General features: G+C 70.7%; 18 protein-coding genes and 1 pseudogene. 7 read left to right on the top strand and 12 right to left on the bottom strand.

Annotation, left to right across the window (positions count from 1 at the left end):
- Positions 1-69: 69 nt before the first annotated feature.
- From ACIP6N_RS07805 to ACIP6N_RS07790, 4 genes and pseudogenes are all read right to left on the bottom strand, one after another.
- Positions 70-1755: a hypothetical protein gene (locus ACIP6N_RS07805; RefSeq protein ID WP_401814395.1), complete on the bottom strand. Its 1686-nt coding sequence runs from the start codon at positions 1753-1755 to the stop codon at positions 70-72.
- A gap of 846 nt (positions 1756-2601) precedes the next feature.
- The gene (locus tag ACIP6N_RS07800; RefSeq protein ID WP_401813746.1) at positions 2602-2814 is read right to left on the bottom strand and encodes a FeoA domain-containing protein; all 213 of its coding nucleotides are present in this window, start codon (positions 2812-2814) and stop codon (positions 2602-2604) included.
- 161 nt (positions 2815-2975) lie between these two features.
- A pseudogene (locus ACIP6N_RS07795) lies at positions 2976-3752 on the bottom strand (ParB/Srx family N-terminal domain-containing protein); the annotation flags it as partial.
- 120 nt (positions 3753-3872) lie between these two features.
- Positions 3873-4658 carry a phosphodiesterase gene (locus ACIP6N_RS07790; RefSeq protein ID WP_401813745.1) on the bottom strand — a complete coding sequence of 262 codons (786 nt, stop codon included), beginning with the start codon at positions 4656-4658 and terminating at the stop codon, positions 3873-3875.
- Positions 4659-4779: 121 nt separating this feature from the next.
- Here ACIP6N_RS07790 and ACIP6N_RS07785 point away from each other — a divergent pair, with 121 nt between their 5' ends.
- Entirely contained in the window at positions 4780-5337 is a 558-nt protein-coding gene (locus tag ACIP6N_RS07785; protein WP_401813744.1) for an NADPH-dependent FMN reductase, read from the top strand.
- Positions 5338-5707: 370 nt separating this feature from the next.
- Here ACIP6N_RS07785 and msrA read toward each other — a convergent pair whose 3' ends face one another.
- Together msrA and ACIP6N_RS07775 are read right to left on the bottom strand one after the other, a co-directional pair.
- The gene (gene msrA / locus ACIP6N_RS07780; RefSeq protein WP_401813742.1) at positions 5708-6367 is read right to left on the bottom strand and encodes a peptide-methionine (S)-S-oxide reductase MsrA; all 660 of its coding nucleotides are present in this window, start codon (positions 6365-6367) and stop codon (positions 5708-5710) included.
- Between the two features lie 300 nt (positions 6368-6667).
- Positions 6668-7771: a hypothetical protein gene (locus tag ACIP6N_RS07775; RefSeq protein WP_401813740.1), complete on the bottom strand. Its 1104-nt coding sequence runs from the start codon at positions 7769-7771 to the stop codon at positions 6668-6670.
- A gap of 149 nt (positions 7772-7920) precedes the next feature.
- Between ACIP6N_RS07775 and ACIP6N_RS07770 the strand changes: the two genes are divergently transcribed.
- Positions 7921-9081 (top strand): cystathionine gamma-synthase, encoded by a 1161-nt coding sequence (locus ACIP6N_RS07770; protein ID WP_401813739.1) that lies wholly within the window; start codon positions 7921-7923, stop codon positions 9079-9081.
- Between the two features lie 22 nt (positions 9082-9103).
- Here ACIP6N_RS07770 and ACIP6N_RS07765 read toward each other — a convergent pair whose 3' ends face one another.
- From ACIP6N_RS07765 to ACIP6N_RS07755, 3 genes are all read right to left on the bottom strand, one after another.
- Complete coding sequence (locus ACIP6N_RS07765; protein WP_401813738.1) at positions 9104-9343, bottom strand: hypothetical protein; 240 nt, start codon at positions 9341-9343, stop codon at positions 9104-9106.
- 154 nt (positions 9344-9497) lie between these two features.
- On the bottom strand, positions 9498-9980 hold the full coding sequence (locus tag ACIP6N_RS07760) for an RNA polymerase subunit sigma-70 (protein WP_401813736.1): 483 nt from the start codon (positions 9978-9980) through the stop codon (positions 9498-9500).
- 158 nt (positions 9981-10138) lie between these two features.
- Positions 10139-10735, bottom strand: coding sequence for a MarR family winged helix-turn-helix transcriptional regulator (locus tag ACIP6N_RS07755; protein ID WP_401813735.1), 597 nt, complete (start codon positions 10733-10735; stop codon positions 10139-10141).
- A 158-nt stretch (positions 10736-10893) separates the two neighbouring features.
- Between ACIP6N_RS07755 and ilvA the strand changes: the two genes are divergently transcribed.
- From ilvA to ACIP6N_RS07740, 3 genes are all read left to right on the top strand, one after another.
- Entirely contained in the window at positions 10894-12123 is a 1230-nt protein-coding gene (gene ilvA, locus ACIP6N_RS07750; protein WP_401813733.1) for a threonine ammonia-lyase, read from the top strand.
- A 764-nt stretch (positions 12124-12887) separates the two neighbouring features.
- Complete coding sequence (locus ACIP6N_RS07745; RefSeq protein WP_401813731.1) at positions 12888-13892, top strand: ATP-binding cassette domain-containing protein; 1005 nt, start codon at positions 12888-12890, stop codon at positions 13890-13892.
- A gap of 53 nt (positions 13893-13945) precedes the next feature.
- The gene (locus tag ACIP6N_RS07740) at positions 13946-14740 is read left to right on the top strand and encodes an ABC transporter permease (RefSeq protein WP_401814393.1); all 795 of its coding nucleotides are present in this window, start codon (positions 13946-13948) and stop codon (positions 14738-14740) included.
- A gap of 123 nt (positions 14741-14863) precedes the next feature.
- Here the strand turns inward: ACIP6N_RS07740 and greA are convergent, their stop codons facing one another.
- Positions 14864-15361 (bottom strand): transcription elongation factor GreA, encoded by a 498-nt coding sequence (gene greA / locus ACIP6N_RS07735; protein WP_401813729.1) that lies wholly within the window; start codon positions 15359-15361, stop codon positions 14864-14866.
- A 166-nt stretch (positions 15362-15527) separates the two neighbouring features.
- Positions 15528-15935 carry a DUF4307 domain-containing protein gene (locus tag ACIP6N_RS07730; protein ID WP_401813725.1) on the bottom strand — a complete coding sequence of 136 codons (408 nt, stop codon included), beginning with the start codon at positions 15933-15935 and terminating at the stop codon, positions 15528-15530.
- A gap of 98 nt (positions 15936-16033) precedes the next feature.
- On the opposite strand from ACIP6N_RS07730, the gene mca reads away from it, so the two are divergent.
- Entirely contained in the window at positions 16034-16915 is an 882-nt protein-coding gene (mca, locus tag ACIP6N_RS07725) for a mycothiol conjugate amidase Mca (protein WP_401813724.1), read from the top strand.
- Positions 16908-17156, top strand: coding sequence for a hypothetical protein (locus ACIP6N_RS07720; RefSeq protein WP_401813723.1), 249 nt, complete (start codon positions 16908-16910; stop codon positions 17154-17156). The genes mca and ACIP6N_RS07720 overlap by 8 nt, the downstream gene beginning before the upstream one ends.
- 309 nt (positions 17157-17465) lie before the next feature.
- Here ACIP6N_RS07720 and ACIP6N_RS07715 read toward each other — a convergent pair whose 3' ends face one another.
- The gene (locus tag ACIP6N_RS07715; RefSeq protein ID WP_401813721.1) at positions 17466-18032 is read right to left on the bottom strand and encodes a Uma2 family endonuclease; all 567 of its coding nucleotides are present in this window, start codon (positions 18030-18032) and stop codon (positions 17466-17468) included.
- Positions 18033-18054: the final 22 nt, after the last annotated feature.

Genomic DNA, 18054 nt, shown 5'->3' with positions numbered 1-18054 from the left:
CGCGGGCGCCTGCGTTTCCGGGCGCCCGCCGCCACGTCTCATGCTGCTGTGACGCTTCGGGTTCAGCTGTCAGGGCGTGCGGCGGCAGTGGCTGTTCCGGGGCAGGCCGTACACGGAGCCCAGGGTGTAGTCACCGGCAGCCGGTACGGTCAGCTCGGTCCAGGCGCCGGCCCGGCGCACACAGGCGCCGCGCGCCCTGAGCCACGGGGAGTACGCGATCCGTACCGTCACCGGGCCCGCCTCCGGCACCCGTATCACCAGCTCCGCGTCGCTCCCGCGCACCACCGTCGCCGGGACCGACACCAGCGGGACGGCGTCCTCGACCCGGTAGACCGTCCAGCCGTCGTCCTGCCAGACCTGTGCCAGCCACGGGAGCCCGCTCCTGACGAGCGCGGCCTCCGCCTCGGCGGGACCGTCCGGCCGGCCGTGCGGCAGGACGACGATGCCGACGGCCCAGCGGTCCAGCCAGGCGCGGTACGCGGCGGGCGTCAGCGTCCCCTCGTAGAACAGCCGGCCGCGCACGACGTCGAGTTGACGGTTCCAGCCGCGCGCCATGCTGATGTGCGGGGCGAGGACGTCCGCCTCGCGGTGGTCGCGGGCGGGGACCACCTCGACACGGGTCCGGTCGGCGCGGAGCCCGCGCAGCGCGGCGACCACGCCCTCGGTGTGCGCGGCCCAGGCGGGGACGGTGGTGGAGACGGAGAGGTCGTCGTCCGTCTTGTTGATCAGCCAGCCCGTGTTGACGGCGACCGCGGCGGCGAGTGTGAGATGGGGGCCGAGGCGACTGAGGTTGCCGAGGCGGTGGACGCTCCTGAGGACTGGGCTCGAACCGGGGCCGTAGGCCCCGTTCGCGACTCGCGCCAGCAGCGCCGCGAGCAGCACCGGCGGGCCCGCGAGTCCGGCCAGCCGTTCCACGTTCGTACCGATCGGTGAGGCGATCAGGAAAGTCAGCACGACCCCGACGGCGTACACCGAGGAGCCGTACCGTACGACACGCCAGGCACGGGGCGCGGCGAGGCACAGCGCCGCGCACACCAGGACCGGCAGCCACAGTTTGCCGGGAGCCATGGGCTGTTCGCCCTGGAACGGGAAGAGCAGGGTGATCGTCCCCACCACGGCGAACGGGGGCACGCCCAGCAGAGCCGCTCGCGACCACTGCCGGTCGAGCAGAAACGCCGCGCCCGCCACGAGGAGGAAGAGCGCGGCGACGGGACTCGTCAGGGCGCTGAGGGCGCTGAGCAGGGCCGTGGCGGCCGCCGCGGTTCTGGTTGTCCGTCGCGCGCGGGTCGCGGGACCCGCGTCGGTGGCGGGGCACACGCCGGTCGCGAGGCTCGTTCCGGTCGCCGGGATCGTGCCGGTCGCGGGGCTCGTGCGCGTCGCGTGCCTCGCGCAGAGCAGGGCGAACAGTCCGGCCGCCGTGCCCAGGGCGAACGTACTGCGCCCCGAGGCGACATCGCACCAGACAGTCAACGCGCCGAGCAGCGCGGGCCAGATCGGCCGCGCCGCCCGTGCCCGCACGAACAGCGCGGCCATCGCCCACGTCCCGGCAAGACCAGCCACGACGGACACGGTCCGCACGCCAAGCAGCGCCATCAACGGGGGCGCGAGAACGCTGTAGTTGGCGGTGTGCGCGCCGCCGTACCAGGAGAGGTTGTACGCGGAGCCGGGGTGCCGCCGCGCGAACCCGGCCCAGGCGAGCTGTGCGGCGAGATCGCCGCCGCCGGTCGCGAGGTGCGTGGCCCAGACGACGTACAGCGGTACGACGACGGCGGTGGCGACGAGCGGTACAAGCGGTACGTGCGGCGCTTTTTCGCGGTGCGCGGTGTCGCCGGCGGGCGGGCTGTACGTACGGACGCGCTGGTCGGCGGGGACGGCCCCTGGCCGCCGGGCCGTTCTCTCAGTGATCCCCACGTCGCTCAGCGTAGGCGGGGGCGGGGCGCTTGCGCGGGCGTTTCACCGTGTTGCGGGCGGGTTCGCCGTTCGGCGGGACGCGTGTGGGTGCGGTTGGCGCGGGGGCCGCGCGCGCCGTCGTGGCCGGGGGTGGCGTGGCCGGGGTGGCGTGCGTTGCCGGTCGTGCCGGGGTCTTATGCGTTGCCGTGTCGCCGGGTTCCGCGCGGGGCGGCGTTCGCCGGGGTGTCGCGCGTTGCGGGTGTCGCCGGTTCCGCGCGGGTCGTCGCGGCCGGGGTGTCGCGCGTTGCGGGTGTCGCCGGTTCCGCGCGGGTCGTCGCGGCCGGGGCGTTGTGCGTTGCGGTTCGCGCCGGGTTCCGGGTCGTCGTGGGCTGGGGTGTGGTGGCTGGTGCTGTCGCCGGGTTCCGCGCAGGGGAAGTGTCCGCCACTGCATGATTTACGGCGTGTACAGGCGTAGCGGACACCGGGCCGGTGGTGTTCACGCCGCAAAGTCACGCTTTACGTTCTGGACACCACCCCTCCACGGCCCCCTTCCCCCCGCAGCTGTCACCAGGGCCGCGCCGCCTTTCGCCAAGGTGCTGGCGCGGGCCGGGTGTGGTGCATCGCGGGTTCGTTCTGGACACCACCCCTCCACGGCCCCCTTCCTCCCGCGAGCCGTCATTTGCTCGGGTGGTCGGAAGGTCCGTGGCCCCTTCACCACCGCGTGCCGTCCGTCCCCGCGCTCGACCGTGCGAGAGAGAGGGCGGACGGCCGCAGGCGTATGGCGAACGGATCGCCCACAGGCGAGGGCGTTACAGCTTGGCGCGGTAGTCCAGGGCGTAGGCCAGCTTGCCGGGCTCGTCGCTGGTGATCTTCTTGCTCAGCTTGTCGAACTCGCCGCCGCTCGCCTTCTTGCCGTCGTTCCACTCATCCATCTGGCCCAGGTCTTCAGCGGTTTTGCCGTTCGCGATGACGGTGTCCTCGTCCACGTCCGTCATCTCCTTGGACGCGTCCTCGATCGCGTCCAGGTAGTCGTCGCGGTCGTTGAGGTCGTAGTCGTTCAGGTTCACCTCGCCGCGCAGCCAGCTGCCCCACAGGAATTCGAGGAACTCGGCGCCGTCGTCCGGGGCTTGGTAGCCGATGTCACGGGTGAAGAAGACGAGGCTGCGGTACGGGTCGTTCTGGAAGCCCGACAGGCCGAGGCGCTGCGGGAGTTGAGCCGTGGTGATCGGCTGGTTGTCGGCGTCGCGGAGCCAGACCCAGTTCTTCTGTTCCATGGTGTTCCAGAAGGTGTCCTGGGAGAGCGTGCTGAGGTTGTCGGCGACCCGCACCCGGATGTGCAGGTTCGGACCGCCGTCGGACGTCTCCAGGAGAGAGGTCAGGGAGTGGTGTCCGTCGGTGAGGTACAGCTCGCCGCCGGGGCCGACGACGGCCGTCTTCATCTCGGCGATGGTGTCCTTGGTCTCCTTGCCCACCTTCACCTTGCAGGTGAAGCTGGCCGGATCGGCAAGCGTGGCGCCGGACGTGACCTTGTCGGCCTCCTGCTGGCCGTTGGTCTCGCAGAAGTCGTCGAAGCGCTTGTTCGGGTCGCCGGCCTTCTCATCCTTGTCGCTGCCGTAGCGGCCGAGTTTGTAGTAGATCTGGTCGAAGCCGAGGGTGGACTGCGTGGGGTGCAGATCGCTGAGCTTCACATCGACGAGGTCACCGGTCTGCGCGCACTCGTACGAGGCGCAGCTCGCCGCGGTCGCCGGAGCGCCGGTCGTGAGGACAGCTCCGAGCGCGAGGGCGCCCGAGGCGAGGCCCGCCGCCAGGCCGCGGAACGTGCCGCTCGTCCGGAGGGGCTGGGGGCTCACCTGACTGGTCATGCGTCTCTCCCTGTTCGATGTGACCGCGCCTGCGTCACGATCATGCGCGGGAGTACCCAACTGGCCAGTAGAAATTGGTTACTTGGGGATGTCGAGATGGGGGCGCGGGGGTGAACCCTCTCAGTAGCCGCCGATGAGCGCGGCCGCGTGACTCACCGCCACGGTGTGTGTGACCCACGCCGTTCGGGTCCTGAGGTGGAGCAAGAACGCGGTGGGCTCGGGCAGATACCCGATCATGCGGTCCGTCCGCATGCACAACTCGCTCTGCCGGTACGTACTTGGCGCGGTCGCCAGTACCGTCCCGGCGAACGGCGCGACGACCGGCCTGTGCACGTGTCCCGCCAGTACCCGGACGACGTGCGGATGACGCGCCACGACCTCGGCCAGCGCGGCGCCGTCGCGCAGCCGCATCCCGTCGAGGAAGGGAACGCCGATGTCGGCCGGTGGGTGATGCAGACAGACGAAGGCCGGCAGTTCGGGGCGGCTGCCCAATGCGCATTCCAGCCAGGCCAGTTGCTCCCGCCCCAGCTCCCCGTCCCCTGATCCGGCCACGCGCGAGTCCAGCGCGACGATCGTCAGGCCAGGGTGTTCCACCACGTAATACGCCTCATGACGCCCGCCCAGCCACTTCGTACCGCCGAAGGCCGCCACCAGCTCTCCGGGGCTGTCGTGATTACCGGCGATCAGATGCAGGGGCAGGGGGAACCCTTCGATCACCTGGCGCAGGGCCGCGTACTCGTCGGTCCTGTCGTGGTCGGTCAGATCGCCGGTGACAACCACACAGTCGGGCCTGGGGTCGAGTGCCAGCACGCGGGCCAGTGCCTGCTGGAGTCCGGCTGCGGGCTGGGCGGCGAGCGGCCCGGTGGTGATGTGCGGGTCGCTGAGGTGGGCGACGGAGAGCGTCATGACGTCAATCTGCCCGGCGCTGTCACGGGCGATCCGGGACCGTGACGTTTTAAATTCTTACCGAGTGTTACCTATGTCTGGAATCCGCCCGCTTGCTGTGACCCCTCGGGAAGAGACGCACATGCTGAAGATCGCCATCATTCTGGGCAGTACCCGACCCAACCGTGTGGGCGAGAGCGTCGCGTCCTGGGTGCTCGACGCGGCACGGAAGCGGAGCGACGCCGAGTTCGCCCTGGTAGATCTGGCGGAGATCGATCTGCCGATGCTCGACGAGGGCGTGCCGCCGAGTCTGGGGCAGTACGCCAACCAGCACACCAAGGACTGGGCCGCCATCGTGGCCGCCTACGACGCCTTCATCTTCGTCGTGCCGGAGTACAACCACTCGATCTCCGGTGCGCTCAAGAACGCGCTCGATTTCGTGTACGGGGAGTGGAACAACAAGGTGGCCGGGTTCGTCGGCTACGGGTCCGTGGGCGGCGCCCGCGCGGTGGAACACCTGCGGCTGGTGATGGCGGAGCTTCAGGTCGCCACCGTACGCGCGCAGGTCGGGCTGAGCCTGTTCACGGATTTCGAGAACTTCTCCGAGTTCAAGCCGATCGCCCGTCACGAGCAGGAGCTGAACGGGGTCATCGACCAGGTGATCGCGTGGGGCGGCGCGCTGAAGACCCTGCGCGGCTGAGTGCACCGACCCCGGCCCCGCCCGCCACCGCGGTCCCGTCGGCCCGAGCCTGCCGGCTACTCGTCCGTTCCGAGGTCCGCGCGCATGGCGTCCCGGAGTGACCTCATGGCATGGATCAACGCGTCGAATTCCATGCCCATACGCCGGTCGGGAACGCCGGACTGAGGGGGCCGTGGAGGGGCGTGTCCAGATGTAAGGCACGGCTTGTGGCGGATGGAACCACTGGTCCGGTGTCCGCGCGCGGGCACGCGCCGTCATCACAATGCCGCTCACCTCTCCTGCTCGGAACGCGGCACCAACCGCAACCACGACATTTCTCGCGCCCGCCGGACGGGGAAGCGCCTCAAGGTGCCCGCCCCGGCCGTCGCGGTTACGCCCTGGCCACACCGATCGGGCAGGAGACGCCCGTGCCGCCGATGCCGCAGTAGCCGCCCGGGTTCTTGTCCAGGTACTGCTGGTGGTACGGCTCCGCCGGGTAGAACGTGCGGCCTTCCGCCGGGAGCAGTTCCGTGGTGATCTCGCCGTAGCCCGAGCCCCGCAGGACCTCCTGGTACGCCTCGCGCGAGGACTCCGCGGCCGCCTGCTGGGCCGGGGTGTGCGGGTAGAGCGCCGAGCGGTACTGCGTGCCGACGTCGTTGCCCTGGCGGAAGCCCTGCGTCGGGTTGTGGGACTCCCAGAAGAGCTTCAGCAGCTCCGGGTACGAGACGATCTTCGGGTCGAAGACGACGCGTACCGCTTCGGTGTGGCCCGTCAGGCCCGAGCAGACCTCTTCGTACGACGGGTTCGGCGTCGAGCCGCCCTGGTAGCCGACGAGGGTCGTCCAGACGCCCTCCGTCTGCCAGAAATTACGCTCCGCACCCCAGAAACAGCCCAGCGCGAAGTCCGCGACCTCGAAGCCTTCGGGGTACGGGCCCAGCAGTGGGTTGCCGAGGACGGTGTGGCGCTCGGGGACCGAGAACTCGGGCTCGGGGCGGCCGCGCAGCGCCTGTTCGGGGGTGGGCAGCTCGGGGGTGCGGTTGGTCAGGAACATGGGGCAGCTCTCCTCGGCGTGGGACCTGTCTCTTTCAACGCATGGACCGGGGCCCAAATTCCACCGGTCCCGGTCGCCTCAGCGGCTCGCCGTCCTGACCGTGGTCTCGCTGGCCAGCTCGGTCAGGCGCGGGTGGCCGGTGGAGTCCGAAGCTTCCGCGGTCCCACCGTGTCCGGGCGGTCGGCCACCGCCGCGGCCGGCGTGGCGGGCGCAACAGGCCGGTCGGCGCAGGCTGGTCGAGTCGGTCCCGCAGCGGCGAAGCCCCGCAGGACCCACAGGACCCACGGCCCCCACAGGCCGTCAGCGCGGCAGCGTCGCCGGGCTGCCGCCGTTCGCCTCGTACCCCGCCACCGCGAGGGCCCGGTACACCGCGTACTCCGCCGCCGGGTTCCCGCTGTACGTCCAGGGCAGCGCTCCGACATGACCGTCCACCCGCACCAGCTGGTTCATCGCCTCCGACCAGCGCTCGGACCGTACGAGGAAGAGGACCAGCAGATGCCGTACGTGGGCGAGCATCGGGTCGTCCTGGCGTGCGGAGTGCACGGCGAACAGCGCGCCCCCGACCGCCTTGGTGACCACCGCGCTCTGGTAGAAGCCCCGCACCAGATTGACCTCGGGCAGGTGCTCGTACACCGCGAACAGCGGCAGCGCCGCCAGCAGCGAGCCCCGGGGGGCCCGCGCGGCGGATGCCGTCGCGAAGTGGTCGGCCTCCTCGCGTGAGCCGTGCCAGTTCTCCGACCAGTAACGAAGCGCCGCCAGGTGCGCTCCCATGTGCGCCGGCGCGCGGTCGATCACCTTGGCCCACAACTGGTCGAACTGCTCGTGCGGATAACCGAGTCCGCGCGCCACCGCCAGCTCGGCGATGTACGGCACGGGATCGCCGGGCGCCAGCAGCGCGGCCGTGCCGCAGACCGTACGGGCCTCCTCCAGGATGATCCGGAAGTCGTCGGTTCCGGGGCTCGACGTGCGCCATGCCTGCTGCACCAGGAATTCCGCGTGTACGGCTGCCCCGCCCGGGTCCTTCGGCGACTCGGCGCGCCACGCCCGCAGCCACGCGCCACCGATGCCCGGCTTCTGCTGGAGTTCGAGCGAGGCCGCGCCCGCGAACGCCTGGACGCGCTGCCAGCGCACCTCGCCGTCCTTGCCGGTGCCCGCGAGCAGTTGCGCCGCCGCGTGCCAGTCCTGGGTGTGCTGCACGACGTCGAGCACGTCCAGCAGGTCCTGGTCGGGGCCCGGCATCCGGATGTCCAGCTGCTCCTGCCGTACGAAGCCGTACGACGCCGGGTCCGCGGCGTCCGGTGCGCCCGGGGCGACCTGGCGGATGTTGCCGCGCCTGCGCAGCACGTACGGCCCGACGACCGCGGCCAGGAGGCCCAGCGCGAGCAGGAACCAGAGAATCTGCATGCGTCCCATTGTCCCGGACGCCGCGCGGGCCCGGAACGCGCCAGGAGGGCCCGGCCGGGAACCCCGAACGCCTGCCCAGGAGCGCCCGGCATTCGAACGCGTCCGTCGTGGGTCCTTCGCGGCTCCGTCCGGCACTACCCTCGGTTTCCATGAGCCACCAGCACATCAGTGAGCAGTACAACTTCGAGACCCGCGCCATTCACGCGGGCAACACCGCCGACCCCCTCACGGGCGCGGTGGTCCCACCGATCTACCAGGTGTCCACGTACAAGCAGGACGGCGTGGGCGGCCTGCGCGGAGGTTACGAGTACAGCCGCAGCGCCAACCCCACGCGTACCGCGCTGGAAGAGAACCTGGCGGCCCTGGAGGGCGGCAGGCGCGGTCTCGCCTTCGCCTCGGGTCTCGCGGCGGAGGACTGCCTGCTGCGCACGCTGCTGTCGCCCGGCGACCACGTGGTCATCCCGAACGACGCCTACGGCGGCACCTTCCGGCTGTTCGCGAAGGTCGTCTCGCGGTGGGGCGTGGACTGGTCGGTCGCCGACACGTCCGACGCGGCCGCCGTACGGGACGCGATCACCCCCCGCACGAAGGCGATCTGGGTCGAGACCCCGTCGAACCCGCTTCTCGGCATCACCGACATCGCGGGCCTCGCGGGTGTCGCGCGCGCGGCGGGCGTGAAGCTCGTCGTGGACAACACCTTCGCCAGCCCGTACCTCCAGCAGCCGCTGGCGCTCGGCGCGGACGTCGTCGTCCACTCGACCACGAAGTACATGGGCGGGCACTCGGACGTCGTCGGCGGCGCGCTGGTCACGAGCGACAGTGAACTCGCCGACGAACTGGCCTACCACCAGAACGCGATGGGCGCGATCGCCGGTCCGTTCGACGCGTGGCTGGTGCTGCGCGGCATCAAGACGCTCGCGGTCCGGATGGACCGGCACAGCGAGAACGCGACCCGGATCGCGGAGATGCTGACCCGCCACCCCCGGGTCTCCAAGGTCCTCTACCCGGGCCTGCCCGACCACCCGGGCCATGAGGTCGCCGCCAAGCAGATGAAGGCGTTCGGCGGGATGATCTCGTTCCAGATCACGGACGGCGAGGAAGCGGCGGTCGCGGTCTGCGACCGGACGAAGCTGTTCACGCTCGGCGAGTCGCTGGGCGGCGTCGAGTCCCTGATCGAGCACCCGGGCCGGATGACGCACGCCTCGGTGGCGGGCTCCGCGCTGGAGGTGCCGTCCGACCTGGTCAGGCTGTCGGTCGGCATCGAGTCGGGCGACGACCTGATGGCGGACCTCCAGCAGGCGCTGGGCTAGGTCCTGTCCGCCGCGGGCGGGTTCAGAAGCCCTCCAGCGGTGGTGTCGTGCCGGCCGGCGGCGCGGGCCACGGGTCCGTGACCGACGCCCAGACGACAAAGACGATCACGGCCGCCGCGAGCAGCCACCACAGCGCGCGGCGGACCGCGCGGCGCCTGCGCAGCAGCCGGGCGCCGCGCGCGGTGGCGCGTACGGCCAGATCGGCGGGGACGGCCGGACGCGGCAGGTCGAGCATCCGGCGGACCGCGTCCTCTTTGCGCACGGGACGGGGTGTACGTACGGGACCAGGTCTGCGTACGGGACCCGACCGCGCCGGGCCTTCAGGCTCAGGCCCACGCTCCGGCCCGCTCATGGCGTACGTCCCGGCCCACTCATCGCGTACGTCTCTCTCCGCACGCGCCGGGCGGACGCGCCCCTCATGGCGCGTCCGCCGGCCCGGGCGTGTCCGGCCTGGTCGTGTCCCACAGCCGGGTGACGGCCCGCGCGCAGGTCGCCCGTACGCGCTCCACCGGCAGCCCGGTCAGCGCCGCCGTCTGCTCCTCGGCCGCGCCCTCGTACAGGCGCAACACCACGACCAGGCGTTCCTGGGCGCCGAGCGCGCACAGCACACCGCCGGCCGCCCGGCGCTCGCGCCAGGCGCCGCGTGCGAAGCGCGCGACGAGTTCCCGGCGGGCGTGGTCGTACGGATCCTCGCCGTGCAGCGGGTCCCGCAGCCGGTCCCAGTCCGCGTACGTGGCGGCGAGCGCGGCGGTCAGCAGCCGCTGGGCGCGCGGCGTGGCGTCGGGCGGCTCCGCGGTGAGCAGCGCGGCCGCATGCAGAAGCCGGCCGCCCGCACCCGCCACGAACGCGTCGAACTCCCGGGCGCGGCGGCGCTCCATGGCCGACTGCCGCTGTCGCACGTCTCATCTGAGACCCGGAGGCCACCGCTGGTCAAGAGCGCGTCCAGGGCGCAGGAAGCGCGGAGGGAACGGGGAGCGCAGGGAGCTGGGAGAGCACGGGGAGCGGCGCGGAGGGGCCGCCGGGAGCTGTGCCGACGGTACGCGCGGCTGCCGCGGGCCTACGCGTCGGACGCGTGCTCGCCCGCCGCCTCCCTGGCGGCCTCCGTCGCGTCCGCGGCCTCCGCCGCCTCACCGGCCGTGATCCCCGCGGCCTGCCGGGCGGAGAGCGAGGAGTTGAACCGGGTCAGCAGCGTGGTGAAGGCGTCCCGTTCCGTCTGCGACCACCCGTCCGTGACCTGTGCCATCAGCTCGCGCCGTGACGCCCGTACCTCGTTGAGGCGGGTCTGTCCGCGCGCCGACAGCTGGAGCACGACGGCCCGGCCGTCCTCCGGGTGCGAGGTGCGCTTGACGAGACCGGCGTCCACGAGCGGCGCGACCTGCCGCGTGACGGTCGAGGAGTCGATGCCCATCCCGGCGGCCAGCGCCTTGACGCCCATCGGGCCTTCCTGGTCGAGCCGGTTGAGCAGCAGGTAGGCGGCGCGGTCCATCGAGTTGCGGACCTTGCCGAGTCCGCCGAGCCGGGTCTGCTCCGCCCGCCGGGCGAAGACGGCCACCTGGTGCTGGAGGGCGTCAAGAAGGCGAACGGCGTCCGGCTCCCCGGGCGACGCCTTCCCGGAGGCCGACGCAGCGGAAGTCATGTCCTGAATGGGGGGCATGGCTGGGGGCTCTTTCGTGCGGGAGTCGGTTGGTGCAGGACAGAGTACGCGGCCACAAGGGAAGTCGTACCAGCCCGGACGCGACCTTCCGGGCATCCGGGCCCGGCCCCGGGCCGTCCCGTGAGGCGGCCCCGCGGTGAGCTGCCAGACTGGCGTACATGAGCTTCGGTACGTCCAGCCCCGTGCGCCCGCTGATACTTGACGACATCCGAGGGGCACAGAAGATGCTCGCCGGTGTGGCCAGGACGACCGCGATCGAGGGCAGCAGGTATCTGACCGGTCTCGTCGGCGCCCCGGTGCTCCTGAAGTGCGAAAACCTCCAGCGGACCGGCTCCTTCAAGCTGCGCGGCGCGTACGTGCGGATCGCGGGCCTGTCCCCGGAGGAGCGCGCGGCGGGCGTCGTCGCGGCCAGCGCGGGCAACCACGCGCAGGGCGTCGCGCTCGCCTCCACGCTGCTCGGGGTCCGCTCGACGGTGTTCATGCCGATCGGAGCGCCCCTGCCGAAGGTGGCGGCGACCCGGGAGTACGGCGCCGAGGTGCGGCTGCACGGCCATGTGGTGGACGAGACGCTGGCCGCCGCGCAGGAGTACGCGTACGAGACGGGCGCGGTCTTCATCCACCCGTTCGATCACCCGGACATCATCGCGGGACAGGGCACGGTCGGGCTGGAGATCCTGGAGCAGTGCCCCGAGGTGCGCACGATCGTCGTCGGCATCGGCGGCGGTGGTCTCGCCGCGGGCCTGGCCGTCGCGGTCAAGGCGCTGCGTCCGGACGTGAAGGTCGTCGGCGTCCAGGCGGAGGGCGCGGCGGCGTACCCGCCCTCGCTCCGGGCCGGCCGGCCGACGTCGGTCGACGCGCCGCACACCATGGCCGACGGAATCAAGGTGGGCCGCCCCGGCGACATACCGTTCCAGATCGTCGAGGAACTGGTCGACGAGGTACGCACGGTCACGGAGGACGAGCTGTCCAGCGCGCTGCTGCTCTGCCTCGAACGGGCGAAAATGGTCGTCGAACCGGCCGGCGCGAGCCCGGTGGCGGCGCTGCTGAGCGACCCGGCGAGCTTCCGCGGGCCGGTGGTCGCGCTGCTGTCCGGCGGCAACGTCGACCCCCTGCTGATGCAGCGGATACTGCGCCACGGCATGGCTGCGGCCGGGCGCTACCTGAGCCTGCGGCTGCGCGTGACGGACCGGCCGGGTGCGCTCGCGACGATGCTCGGGGTGCTGTCGGTGGCCGACGCCAATGTGCTCGACGTGAGCCACGTACGGACCGACCCGAAGCTCGGTCTCGGTGAGGCGGACGTGGAAGTGCACCTGGAGACGAAGGGGCCGGAGCACTGCGTGGAGGTGTCCACGGCGCTGCGGCGTGCGGGGTACACGATCCTGGGCTGAGGGCGGTTTGCCGTGTGGCGGGTTTCGCCGTGTGGCGCGGTTTCGCCGTCCGGCGTGGGTTCGTCGTGCGGCGCGGGTGTTTCGCCGTGCGGCGGGGGCCGGGGTGTGGTGGTCGCGGGTCCACGGTCGGGTGCGGGTCGGCGTCCGGCGCGGGTCGGCGTCCGCCCGGGGTGTGGTGCGTTGCGGGTGTCGCCGGTTCCGCGCGGGTCGTCGCGGCCGGGGCGTTGTGCGAATCGCGCGGGTCGTCGTGGGCTGGGGTGTGGTGGCTGGTGCTGTCGCCGGGTTCCGCGCAGGGGAAGTGTCCGCCACTGCATGATTTACGGCGTGTACAGGCGCAGTGGACACCGGGCCGGTGCTGCTCACGCCGCAAAGTCACGCTTTACGTTCTGGACACCACCCCTCCACGGCCCCCTTCCGCCCGCGGACGACCAGTCGCTCCGGTGATTGCCGGGGTGTTGGCGTGGGCCGGGTGTTGCGCGTCGGGGGTGCGCTGTTCAGCGTCGCCGCCCGGCGCTGATCCGGCAGGGTGTCCGGCATTGCGTGATCCACGGCGTGTACCGGCGTAGTGGATACCGGGCCGGTGGTGTTCACGCCTTCTGTTTTCGGTTTCGCCTCGCGGACGGGGCGGGTCGTCCGGCGTGCTCGCGGATTCACGTGTCTGCCGGGCGCGCGGGCGACCGGGCTCTTAGGCTCGGCACAAGCCGCGTCGTCAGCGGCGCAACGACGTGAGTACGGCCATCTCCGTCCACTCCGGGAGAATCCACATGCCAGGCGCCATCTACGCCGAAGGGCTGGTGAAGACCTTCGGCGACGTCAGGGCCCTGGACGGGGTCGATCTCGATGTTCCCGAAGGCACTGTCCTCGGGCTCCTCGGCCCCAACGGCGCGGGCAAGACCACTGCCGTACGCGTCCTGACGACCCTGCTCCAGCCCGACAGCGGCCGGGCGACCGTCGCCGGCATCGATGTCGTCAAGAACCCCAACGAGGTCCGGCGCTCCATCGGTCTCTCCGGGCAGTTCGCGGCCGTGGACGAATACCTCACCGGCCGCGAGAACCTGCGGATGGTCGGCCAGCTCTACCAGATGAGCGGGCGCGACGCGAAGGCCCGCGCGACCGCGCTGCTGGAGCGTTTCCACCTCTCCGACGCGGCCGACCGCACCGCCAAGACGTACTCGGGCGGTATGCGCCGCAGGCTCGACCTCGCCGCCGCGCTCGTCGTCTCGCCGCCCGTGATGTTCATGGACGAGCCGACGACCGGCCTCGACCCGCGCAACCGCCAGCAGCTGTGGGGCATCATCCAGGAACTGGTGGCGGGCGGTACGACGCTGCTGCTCTCCACGCAGTATCTGGAGGAGGCCGACCACCTGGCCCACGACATCTGTGTGGTGGACCGGGGCAAGGTCATCGCCCGTGGCACGGCCGACCAGCTCAAGGCGCAGACGGGCGGCGAGCGCGTCGAGGTCGTCGTCCATGAACGCGACCAGATCGGCCCCACCCGTACGGTCCTGGCGCACTTCAGCGGAGCCGGCAAAGACGACGAGTCCACGGTCGCGGTCGACGAGCACACCAGGAAACTGACCGTCCCGGTCACCGGCGGCGCGAAGCTGCTCGCCGAGGTCATCAGGGAGCTGGACACCCGTGGCGTCGAGATCGACGACATCGGGCTGCGCCGTCCCACGCTCGACGACGTGTTCATCTCGCTGACCGGCCACGCGGCCGAGGAGGGCGAGGAAGAGGGCGACCACCGTCCCGAGGAGGCCAGGAAGTGAGCATCACCGGTGATCCGTCGCGGCTGACGACCCCGACGCCGCGCGGCGGCCTCATGCAGTCGGCCAGGGACTCCCTGGTGGTCGCCCGGCGCAATCTGATCCGGATGACCAGGATCCCGGAGGTCGTCCTCTTCGGGCTGATCCAGCCGATCATGTTCGTGGTGCTGTTCAGCTACGTCTTCGGCGGGTCCCTGAACGTCGGCGGCACCACCAGCGCCACCGTCTACCGCAACTTCCTGATGGCCGGGATCTTCGCGCAGACCGTCACCTTCGCGACGGCGGGCGCGGGCGCCGGTATCGCCGACGACATGCACAAGGGTCTGGTCGACCGGTTCCGCTCACTGCCGATGGCGCGGGGCGCGGTCCTCACCGGACGTACGCTCGCGGACCTCGTGCAGACCGCGCTGACCGTCGTGGTGCTGGCCGTCGTCGCCGTGCTCGTCGGCTGGCGCATTCACGAGGGCGTGCCCAAGGCGCTCGGCGCGTTCGGGCTGCTGCTCCTGCTGGGGTACGCGTTCTCGTGGATCGGCGCGCTGATCGGCCTGTCGGTCCGTACCCCGGAGGCGGCCACTTCGGGGGGCCTGATCTGGCTCTTCCCGGTGACGTTCATTTCCAACGCCTTCGTGGACTCCAGCAATATGCCGGGCTGGCTCCAGCCAATCGCGGAGTGGAATCCGTTCAGTGCGACCGTGCAGGCCTGCCGCGTGCTGTTCGGCAATCCGGGGGTCTCGAAGGCCGACGCGTGGCCGATGCAGCATCCGGTGTGGGCCTCGCTGATCTGGTCGGTCGTGATCATCGGGGTGTTCCGGACGCTGGCGGTACGCAAATACCGCTCGGCGACGGTCTGAGCGACGGGCGATGGTCTGAGCGACAGGCGACGGCGCTGCCGGGCGCTTCGGGCAGCCGGGCGTGACGTGAGGGGGCCGTACCGCTGCCGGGTACGGCCCCGTCCCGTTGAAACAGGTGGTGGCTCAGTCCGTGTACGGCTTGGCCGCGAGGATCCGCACCGAGGCCTTCTTGCCGTTCGGCAGCTCGTATTCCGCGTCCTTGCCGACCTTCATGCCGTTGACGGCGGAGCCGAGCGGGGACTGCGGTGAGTACGTCTCGATGTCCGCGCTCGCGTACTCGCGGGAGGCCATGAGGAAGCTCAGGGTGTCGTCCTCGTCGCCGTCGAAGGCGATCGTGACGATCATGCCGGGCTCCACCACGCCGTTGTCGGCGGGGGCCTCGCCGACCTTGGCCTTTTCGAGCAGCTGGGTCAGCTGGCGCACACGCAGCTCCTGCTTGCCCTGCTCCTCCTTGGCCGCGTGGTACCCGCCGTTCTCCCGCAGGTCGCCCTCCTCGCGCGCAGCCTCGATCTTCTTCGCGATCTCGGTGCGGGCCGGACCAGACAGGTGCTCCAGCTCGGCCTTCAGCTGGTTGTACGCCCCTTGGGTGAGCCAGGTGACGTTCTCGCTGGTCTGGGTCACAGGTGCTCCTCGTAGGTACTGGGAATACAAAGCAACGCCCTACCCAGAGGATTGTGCTTTCTCGGGTGGGCGAAACCACGAGCCTAACAATTTCGTGGCGAAAGGGGGAGGATAAAAGCCCTTACAACTGCGTTGTCGCAGGTCAGGGCGGAGCGCGTCGGCGGGTTCAGCCGTCCGAGTCGCTGCAGCCCACCAGCTCGGCGGCGGTCGCGCGCTCCGTCGTACGTACGGTGATGATCTGATCCACCCGGGTCTGCGACGCCGTGAAGCGGACGTCCTTGCGGCCCACTTCCTCGTGCCCGTCGTTCAGCGCGCGGAGCGTGCAGGTGCCGGTCGCGCCCTCGTCCTTGCGTACCTCGAGGTGCACCTCGACCGCATTGGCCGAAACCCGCTTGAACTTGATGATTTCGCCGGACACGCTGGTACCCGCCACGTAGTGGTAGCCGAACCAGCCGACCAGGACGACCGTCACGACGCCGAACACCACCGCCAGGATCCTGAGCCTGTGGTCCGCGCGCGCGTCCGCCGAACGGCCGTACCGGCCGGGGGGAAGCTGCTCGCGCACCACGGCCATGATCGTTCCTCCTGGAGTGGGGCGGCCGGAATTTTCCGCCCCCCGGTATCCGTCACTATAGAAGCCGCCTAATGCGACGAATGACTGAGGATCGTGTCTTGACTGACCAGCTGCGACTGATGGCCGTCCACGCCCACCCCGACGACGAGTCGAGCAAGGGTGCGGCAACCATGGCCAAGTACGTGTCCGAGGGGGTGGACGTGCTGGTTCTGACCTGCACGGGAGGCGAGCGCGGCTCCATCCTCAACCCGAATCTCCAGGGTGACCCTTCCATCGAGGAGAACATCCACGAGGTCCGCAGAAAGGAGATGGACCGGGCGCGCGAGATCCTCGGCGTCAAGCAGGAGTGGCTCGGCTACGTCGACTCGGGGCTGCCCGAGGGCGACCCGCTGCCGCCGCTGCCCGAGGGCTGCTTCGCCCTCGCCGACGTGGACGAGGCGGCGGGCCGGCTCGTCCGCTCCATCCGTTCGTTCCGGCCGCACGTCATCACCACGTACGACGAGAACGGCGGCTACCCGCACCCCGACCACATCATGACCCACAAGATCTCGATGGTGGCGTTCGAGGCGGCGGACGACAAGGAGAAGTACCCGGAGGACGAGTTCGGTCCCGTCTGGCAGCCGCTGAAGCTCTACTACAACCAGGGCTTCAACCGTCAGCGCACGACCGCGCTGCACGAGGCGCTGCTCGCCCGCGGCCTGGAGTCGCCGTACGGGGACTGGCTCAAGCGCTGGGCGGAGTTCGGCCAGGTGGAGCGGACGCTGACCACGCACGTCCCGTGCGCGGACTTCTTCGAGATCCGCGACCGCGCGCTGCTCGCGCACGCCACGCAGATCGACCCGAACGGCGGCTGGTTCCGCGTGCCGATGGACCTCCAGCAGGAGGTCTGGCCGACGGAGGAGTACGAGCTGGCGCAGTCGAGGGTCGATACCTCCCTCCCCGAGGACGACCTCTTCGCGGGCATCCGCGACAATGCCTGATATGTATGCGACCCAGGCAATGACGCACTTCGTTCCTCTCGCCGCGGACCTCGACGAGAACAAGGTGACGCCCGGTGTTCTCGGCTTCGTCGTCTTCGCGGTGATGGCGCTGGCGGTGTGGATGCTGATGAAGTCGATGAACAGGCACATGAACAAGGTCGACTTCAAGGAATCCCCGGACGCCTCGGCGCCCACGGCCACCACCCCGCACACCCCGGCCCAGGGCCGAGCCGCGGAGTAACGCCGGCACTCGGGGGGGGGAAAACACGCGTCGTCGCCCTGATTGGTCCCGGCCTCATGGCACCCAGCGCGGGGGCCATGAGGCCACCGGCCCGGACCGTCCGGTTGCGTCCGGAGCGCCGGCTGCTCACCACGCGGCTCGTCCCCGGCGAGAACGTGCAGGTCGGCATCTGGTTGAAGCTCTGCACCCCCGGACCGCCTACGAGGGGTCCGGGCCGAGCTGGGGCCGCCGCCCAGAGGCTCCCGGTGGCGGACATGTCTTAGTCCACAGGACGTCGGAGGCGCGAGGGTGCGGGCGATTCCTTGTTGCTTACAGGGCCCCAAGGTCGGCCGTGACGGAGAACGGGGCGGTGGCTTTCACGGTGCCGGTGAAGATCTCGCCGTCTCGGTAGGACTTGTTTGCGGGGTCGAGGACGTAGGTGTAGACGATCGGAACGCCAGTGGCGGCCTGCTCGATGCGCCAGTAGAAGGGGATGCCGGCCTTGGCGTACTGGTCCACCTTCACGATCCGGTCTGTGGTTTCTGACCCTGGGGACACGACCTCGACGACCAGGAGGACGTGCTCGGGGCGGGTGGGTGTGAGGTCGATGGTCTCCGCCCGGTACACGGTGACGTCTGGACGGCGGTTGGTGAGCGGCACGTCCTGCAAGCGGACGTCGAAGTCCGTGTCGGCGTTCCAGTCCGGGCCCGCGGCGGCGTCCAGGGCATTGGCCAGGAGCCGAGCCAGCCGGTTGTGCCGTTTGGAGGCGCTCGGGCTCACGACGACCATCCCGTCCACGATCTCGATGCCGGCGCACTGCTCCTCGGACCAGGAGTCGTACTGGTCCGCGCTGATCTGCGTATGCATCCACGCGGGCGCCACCATCTCGGCGGTCATGGGTACCTCCTTCGAGGATGCG

Source organism: Streptomyces sp. NPDC088725 (assembly GCF_044751305.1).
Classification (GTDB): Bacteria; Actinomycetota; Actinomycetes; order Streptomycetales; family Streptomycetaceae; genus Streptomyces.
Note: the sequence above shows the minus strand (reverse complement) of the source record. Positions and strands in the feature narration are given on the sequence as shown.